The following is a 7,541-nucleotide window of genomic DNA, read 5'->3' on the forward strand; positions in this document are numbered from 1 at the left end:
GGGGCGGTGGACGGCGCGGCTCACGGGGCGGCCAGGGACGGGGTGCGCCCGGCGAGCAGGGCTTCGCAGGCCACCGCCAGCGCCGGCGCCATCGCGATGGCATTGCAGGCCGGGTGGGGAATGGTGTCGGTGCTGACGACGCGCCGGGCGCCGGCGGCGAGCAGGCGCTCGTAGGCGTCTTCGGAAAAGACCGCGTGGGTGACCAGGCAGGTCGCCGGGGGCAATCCCAGCGTGGCCAGATGCTTGAGGGTTTCGATCATCGTATGGCCCGAGGAGACGATGTCATCGACCACCACGGGCGTGCGGCCGCGGGCGGCGACGGGATCGGGCAGGCTCACCCGGACGGAGCGATCGCCCTCCCGGATCTTGGCCAGCACCTGGAACGGCACTTGCGCCCGCGCGGCGATATCGCCAACCCATTGCGCCGATTCGCTGTCGGGACCGATCAGGATCGCGTCGGGGACGTTGGCCTGCACCCAGGCCGCCATCGCCGCCGCCGCGGCGACATGGCGGGTCGGGATCGAGAACAACCCGTCCAGGCGCGGATTGCGGTGCAGGTGCGGATCCACCGTCACCAGCCAGTCGACGCTTTGCTCCAGGAACCGGGCAAAGATCGGCGCGCTGATCGCTTCGCCGGGATGGAAGCGCGTGTCCTGGCGCATGTAGGGCAGGTAAGGCGCGACTAGGCCGACCGAGCGGGCGCCGAACTCGCGGGCCGTCTCCGCGGCAAAACGCAGCGCCAGCGCGACGGAATCCGGGCTGCGCAGCCCGGCCAACAGCACCACGTCGGCGCCGCTGAGGTCGGGATCGAGCGTCACCAGCGATTCCCCGTCCGGAAACCGGCGCCAGCCCAGGGGCGCTAGGCGCGCCTGCAGACGTGCCGCCAGGTCCACGCCCATGGATTCCAACTCGGGAAACGCGATCAGGACGCGACTCATAGGGCCTCCAGGGTCAGGATCTCGGGATGGGACTGGGCGTACGCCAAGGCGTAGTCGCGCTCGCCCGGCGACTGCGCATGCACGGTGTACAGCGGCTGCCCGGCCGCCACGGTGTCGCCCAGGCGCAGGGCGCAGGTCAGGCCAGCCAAGGGCGCCCCCGGTGCGCCCGCGAGTTTGGCGACCTTGGCCAGGCGCCGGTTGTCGATGGCTTGCACGCGCCCGGCGCGGGAGGCCAGCACCGGCGCCTGGAACGGCGCTTCACCCGGCTTCGTGAAGCCGCCTTGCGCCTCGCAAATGGCCAAGAACTTGGCCCACGCCCGGCCCGAATCCAGCGTCTGCGTGGCCAGGGCCAGCCCCTGACCCGGCGGCGTGCCCGGCGCCAAGTCCAGCAACGCACCGGCGACCGCAAGGGCCCGCGTGCGCAGGTCCGCCGGAGCATCGGACGCGCCGCGCAGCACTGCTAGCACATCGCGGGCTTCCAGGGCCGGGCCAATGCCCACGCCCACCGGTTGGCGTCCGTCGGTGCGCAGGACAGCGAGGGTCAGCCCCATGGCGGACGCCGTGTCGGTCAGCCGTGCTGTCAGCGCCTGCGCCGCCGTATCGGAGCGCACCTTGGCGGTGGGTCCGACGGGCATGTCGATCAACACGTGGCTCGCGCCGGCCGCGACCTTCTTGGACAGCACGCTGGCGACCAACTGGCCGTCGCTGTCGAAGTCCAGCGGCCGCTCGACCCGGATCAGGACATCGTCGGCCGGGCTCAGGCGCACATTGCCGCCCCAGACGATGCAGCCGCCTTCGCGCTCGACCACGCGTCGCATCGCCGCCAGATCCAGCGCCACCGGCGCCATGACTTCCATCGTGTCGGCGGTGCCGGCCGGCGAGGTGATCGCCCGCGAGGAGGTCTTGGGGATGCGATGCCCCAGCGCCGCGATGATGGCGACCACGATCGGGGTCGTGCGATTGCCCGGCAGGCCGCCCACGCAGTGCTTGTCCAGCACCGGACCGCCGCCCCAGTCCAGGGACTGGCCGACCGCCACCATGGCCCGGGTCAGGGCGATGGTTTCGCCGTGATCCAGGCGTTCGCCGGCGCAGGCGGTCACGAACGCCGCCAGCTCGATGTCCGACAGCCGATTGGCGGCGGTATCGCGCATCAGCGCCAGGCAATCGGCGTCATCCAGGCGCGCCCCGAACACCTTGGCGCGCAGGGCGCCGGCCGAGGCGGCCGGCTCGGGATGCTGGAAGGTGGCGAACGCCCCGTCGTCGGGCCGGACGGCCGACCAGGCCGCATCGGACAGCGCGACCTCGTCGACCGCCAGATGGTCGCCCGTCACGACGTTCAGGGTGGCGATCACTTGCCGCGTGCCCACCTGCATCTGCACCCGGGTCAGGGCCGCGAAGCCCTCCGAGCGGCAGACCGGGCAGTCGCGGTGCATGTAGACCACCGGCTGCTGGTAGGTATCAATGCCGGCGCGCACGACGCGCAGGCGGGTGTGGGCGTGTTCGCTCATGCCATGGCCTCGCCGCCGAGCGACACCCGTTCCAGATGCTCGGGGACCCGGCAGCGCCAGCCGAGCTCACGCTCGATCCGCCCGCGCAGGGCGTCGGCCGCGTCGGGCTCGCCATGGGTGATGTAGGTCATCGTGGGCTGGACCGGGGCCGGGCGCAGCCAGGTGAGCAGTTCCTCGCTGTCGGCGTGGCCGGAGAAACTCTCCATGGCGACGACCTCGGCCTGGATCGGCACCTCCTGCCCGAAGATTCGCAGCGACTTCTCGCCGCGCACCAGCGCCGCGCCCCGGGTGCCGCCGGCCTGGTAGCCCGCCAACACGATCGCGTTGCGCGAGTCCTGGCCAAAGGCCACCAGGTGATGCAAGACCCGCCCGCCGGTAAGCATGCCGCTGGCCGAGATGATGATCATCGGCCCGCGCTGCATATTGAGCGCCTTGGACTCCTCCGCGGTCCGCACCATGGTCGCGAGCTCATACATGTCCCGACACTCGGCGTCGGTGACATGGTGTTCGCCGTGGTGACGGTGATACAGGTCGGTGGCGTTGATGGCCATCGGGCTGTTGAGGTAGACCGGCACGCGCGGAATCTCGCCGCGCTGGCGCAGGCGCGCGATATGCAGCATCAGCGCCTGGGCACGGCCGACCGCGAACGCCGGGATGACGATCACGCCGCCGCGGGCCGCGACCCGCTTGATCACCGGCGCGAGTTCCGCTTCGGCGTCGGCGCTGGGATGGCGGCGGTTGCCGTAGGTGGACTCGCAGACCAGTACGTCGGCACCCTCGAAGGGCGCGGGGCCCTTCATCAGCGCGTCGCTGGCCCGGCCGAGGTCGCCGGTGAAATGCAGGCGGCGGCCGTCGATGGTGAGCGCGATCTGGGCGGCACCGAGGATATGGCCGGCCGGGATGAAGCGGGCGCTGACGCCCGGGGCCAAGGATTGCGGCTCCAGGAAGGGGCGGCCCTCGAAGCGAGTCAGACACGTCATCGCATCCTGCTGCGTGTACAGGGGCAGGGGATTGGCGTGCTTGGAGTAACCCTTCTTCTTGGCAAACCGCGCCTCCTCTTCCAGCAGGTGGCCGCTGTCGGGCAGCAGGAGCTGACTCAGGTCGCGGGTAGCGTCGGTGCACAGGATCTTGCCGGTGAAGCCCTGCTTGACCAGGGCCGGCAGATACCCGGCGTGGTCGAGGTGGGCGTGGGTCAGCAGCACGGTATCGATGGATGCTGGCGCCACCGGAAACTCCGCCCAGTTGCGCTCGCGCAGCTGCTTGTAGCCCTGGAACAGGCCGCAGTCGACCAGGATGCGCTGACCCGCGGCCTGGACCAGGTAGCGCGAGCCGGTGACGGTGCCGGCGGCGCCGAGGAAGTGCACGGAACGCATTGACGCGGAAGCCATGGGGATGGTCCTTTAAGAGAATCGAGGGGACCGCACTGACAGCGGCCGGGGAAGGGCGCCCGCGGTGGCGAGCCCGATCCTGAGGGTCAGGGCAGGGTGACCGTGCCGCGAGCACCGATCGAACATCAGCGGATCAACTCGACGGTGTCGTTGACCTTGGGCTTGCCGGTGACAACCTCGGCCTGCGCGTAGTGCGTATCGAACAGCTCCGTGATCCGGACCTGCCCAATCGGCTCACGCCGGAAGCGGGAACCGGCCGCCTTGGGACTGCGCGAGACCCGCTTGTGGCGTACGACCTCGAGCACCTGCCCAACCTGGGCGCCATCGGCTTCGCCCACGCAGACGACCAACGCGCCAGCGTCGGCTTCGAGGACCTGGCCGCGCATGACGACTTCATGGCGGTACGTACTCTCCTGGGCGTAGGCGGAGGTAGCCAGGGCCAGCAGCAAGGTCACACCGACAAGGGTGCGGCGAGCACGTTGGCGCAGGGTCGGGTTAGCCGGAGGGGGCGTGTGGATAAGACGATTCATATTCATGAGTGGAGCTCCTGTTAAACAGCGGGGGAATCCTCGGCGGCGCTCGAAACCGTCGCCAAGGGTAGGCGCTTGAGCAACAGCGCATTGACAGCCACGATCACCGAACTGCCGGACATCGACAGCGCGGCGACTTCGGGCGAGAGAACGAACGGGAAGAGGACGCCAGCGGCCAGCGGAAAGGCCAGGACGTTGTAGCCCACGGCCCAGGCCAGGTTCTGGTGCATTTTCCGCAGCGTCCCGCGGGCGATCGTGATCGCCCGCACGACGTCATAGGGGTCGCTGCGCATCAGCACTATGTCGGCGCTGTCGATCGCGACGTCGGTGCCGGCACCGATCGCAAAGCCGACCTCGGCCTGCGTGAGCGCCGGGGCATCGTTGACGCCATCGCCCACCATGCCGACTTTCAGGCCCTGGGCCTGCAGCTTCTTGACCTCGGCGGCCTTTTCGCCGGGCAGTACGTCCGCCAGCACGATGTCGATGCCCAGGTCCGCGGCCACGCGCTCGGCCGTGGGCCGGTTGTCGCCGGTGATCATCGCCACCCTTACCTTGCGCCGGTGAAGCTCCTGGATCGTGGCCCGGGATGTGGGGCGGATGGCATCGGCAATGGCGATCACGCCGGCGAGCTTGCGATCCACGGCGACGTAGATCACGGTGCGCCCGCCGCCCTTGAGCGCCTCGGCCTGTGCGTCCAGGGCGTCCAGCGCCACCCCTTGCGCGGTCATCAGCAGCCGGTTGCCCAAGTGCACCCAGCGACCCGTCACGCGCCCCATGGCGCCCTGGCCGTCGATGTTGGTGTAGTCCGTCGCCCTCTCCTGGACCGGGCCCGCGTGCTTGAGGATCGCCTGGGCCAGCGGGTGTTCGGAGTGGGTTTCCACGGCGGCCGCCACATCGATGAGGGTTACCTCGTCCCACCCCGGGGCCGATACCACCTGCACGACGTCGGGCTGGCCCACCGTCAACGTGCCGGTCTTGTCGAAGATCACCACGTCCAGCCGCGCGCATTGTTCGATGGCCTCGGCGTGCTTGAACAGAATGCCGTGCCGGGCGCCCATGCCGGTGCCGATCATGATCGCCATGGGTGTCGCCAGGCCGAGCGCGTCGGGGCAGGCGATCACGAAGACGGTGATGGTCAGGGTGAGCGCGAAGAGCAGGGGCTGGCCGAGCCACCAGAACCAAACGGCGAAGGTCAGCACGCCGATCACGATCGCCGCCAGCACCAGCCACTGCGAGGCGCGGTCGGCCAGCAACTGGGCCGGGGCCTTGGAGTTCTGCGCCTCCTGGACGAGTTGGATGATCTGGGCCAGCGCGGTGTCGGCGCCGACCTTGGTGGCGCGGTAGGTGAAGGCGCCGCTGCGATTGATCGTGCCGCCGACCACGAGCGAGCCCGGCACCTTCTTCACCGGCATCGATTCGCCGGTGAGCATGGATTCGTCCACCTGGGACTGGCCCTCGAGGACCTCGCCGTCGACCGGCACCTTGGCACCCGGCCGCACGACGACCACGTCACCCACCTGCACGTCGTCGGTGGCGATTTCGACATCGACGTTGTCCCGGCGCACGATCGCCCGCGGCGGCGAGAGCTTTAGCAAGGCCTTCATCGCGTCCGAGGCGCCGGCGCGGGCCCGCATTTCCAGCCAGTGGCCCAGCAGGATGAAGGTCATGAGGACCGAGGAGGCCTCGTAGAAATTGGGCCCGTCGAACAGGAACGTCGCCCCGAGGCTGAAGCCATAGCCGGTGCCGACGCTGAGCAGCACCAGCACCGCCATGTCCAGCACACCGCGGCGCAGCGAGCGGATCGCCGCCGTGAAGAACGGCCAGCCCGGGTAGATAACCGCGCCGCTGGCCAACAGCCACAACCAGACGTTCTCGGTCAGGCCGAACGGCGTCGGGGGCGCGCTCATCAATCCCATCGGTGACCAGATGAACAGTGGGATCGAGAACACCAGGGCGATCACGAAACGCCGCCGCATGTCCGCCGCTGCTGCGTGCAGATCGCCTCCGTGGTGCATGCCCTCGTGCGGGTCTGAGCCGGTCTTGGCGGAGGCCTCTGGACCATGGCCCGCGTGATCGACCTTGGCCTGGGGCGCGGCGACCGCGGGCTTTGTGTGCCCGTGGCCGCTGCCGTGCCCGGCATGGTCGTCGGGCGCGGGACCGGCAGCGGGGGGAACTGCCGGGGCGCTGGCCTCGGCCGACGGGGCACGACACGCGAAGCCACAGGCGCGTATAGCCGACGCTATGCGGGTGGGCTCGGTCGCGCTGCGCAGGTAGCGCACCTGCAACATGCCCGTCGCGAAGTTGGCATCCGCGGCCTCAACGCCCGGCAGTTCGCGGATCGTGGCGGCCAGGGTCCGGGCGCAGCCTTCGGTCAGCATGTCGCCGATCGGCCAGGTTCTCACTGCCGTCGTGTTCGGATCGGCCTTCATGAGGCCACCGCCTGCGTCCGGCGACGGCGCGGAAGGAACCTCGGCACCGCCGCCATGTAGCGCTCGTAAACGGCGCCAAAACGTGCCCGCGTCTCGCGCTCCTCATTGATCGCCAATCGCACATAGGTGATGAGCATCACCGGGTACAGCACCAGGGTGAGCAGGGTCGGCCATTGGACCAGGAAGCCGGTCATGATTAGCGCAAACCCGGCGTACTGCGGATGCCGAAGGCGGGCGTAGGGACCGGTCTGCGCCAGCTCACCGCGACGCTGCGCGTGATAGAGCACCGGCCAGGCGCGGGCGAGCAACCAGAAGCCGCCGCCGATCAAAGCGAAGCTCAGGATGTGGAAGGGACCGAAGTGCGGATTGCTCCGCCAACCAAACATCATCTCAAACACGTGACCGGCGTCGTGGCTGAGCCAGTTGACCTCCGGGAAGCGCGACGAGAGCCAGCCCGACAGCAGAAACAGGCTCAGCGGGAAGCCGTACATCTCCGCGAACAGCGCGACGACGAACGCGGAATACAAGCCGAAGCTGCGCCAGTCCCGGGTCGTGAGCGGGGTGTAGAAGCTCCAGGCGAAGAAGATGAAAAACGCAGCGTTGAGCACGGCCAGCGCCCACAGCCCGTAGCCGGAATCAATGGGGTTCATGGCAGGTCTCCGCGATGCGTGTGCGGGCGCGGCGTCCGTGGGCTCGCGTCCGGCGGGGTGGACGCATCGGGCGGCGGCGCGCCCTTGGTGGCCGCGCC

General features: G+C 69.5%; 6 protein-coding genes. All 6 read right to left on the bottom strand.

Annotated elements, in window-relative coordinates:
• Positions 1 to 20 precede the first annotated feature (20 nt).
• Complete coding sequence (locus tag VFQ84_RS01350; protein WP_325128422.1) at positions 21 to 938, bottom strand: ribose-phosphate diphosphokinase; 918 nt, start codon at positions 936 to 938, stop codon at positions 21 to 23.
• Positions 935 to 2,446 carry a thymidine phosphorylase family protein gene (locus tag VFQ84_RS01355; RefSeq protein WP_325128425.1) on the bottom strand — a complete coding sequence of 504 codons (1,512 nt, stop codon included), beginning with the start codon at positions 2,444 to 2,446 and terminating at the stop codon, positions 935 to 937. The genes VFQ84_RS01350 and VFQ84_RS01355 overlap by 4 nt, the downstream gene beginning before the upstream one ends.
• On the bottom strand, positions 2,443 to 3,834 hold the full coding sequence (locus VFQ84_RS01360; protein ID WP_325128427.1) for an MBL fold metallo-hydrolase: 1,392 nt from the start codon (positions 3,832 to 3,834) through the stop codon (positions 2,443 to 2,445). The genes VFQ84_RS01355 and VFQ84_RS01360 overlap by 4 nt, the downstream gene beginning before the upstream one ends.
• Before the next feature lie 125 nt (positions 3,835 to 3,959).
• On the bottom strand, positions 3,960 to 4,370 hold the full coding sequence (locus VFQ84_RS01365) for a hypothetical protein (protein WP_231693844.1): 411 nt from the start codon (positions 4,368 to 4,370) through the stop codon (positions 3,960 to 3,962).
• 14 nt (positions 4,371 to 4,384) lie between these two features.
• Positions 4,385 to 6,793, bottom strand: a complete 2,409-nt coding sequence (locus VFQ84_RS01370; RefSeq protein ID WP_325128431.1) for a heavy metal translocating P-type ATPase — start codon at positions 6,791 to 6,793, stop codon at positions 4,385 to 4,387.
• The gene (locus VFQ84_RS01375) at positions 6,790 to 7,443 is read right to left on the bottom strand and encodes a methyltransferase family protein (RefSeq protein ID WP_231693843.1); all 654 of its coding nucleotides are present in this window, start codon (positions 7,441 to 7,443) and stop codon (positions 6,790 to 6,792) included. The genes VFQ84_RS01370 and VFQ84_RS01375 overlap by 4 nt, the downstream gene beginning before the upstream one ends.
• Between the last annotated feature and the right edge of the window lie 98 nt (positions 7,444 to 7,541).

Origin of the sequence: Arenimonas sp., assembly GCF_035721105.1 — a bacterium.
Lineage (GTDB): Bacteria > Pseudomonadota > Gammaproteobacteria > Xanthomonadales > Xanthomonadaceae > Arenimonas.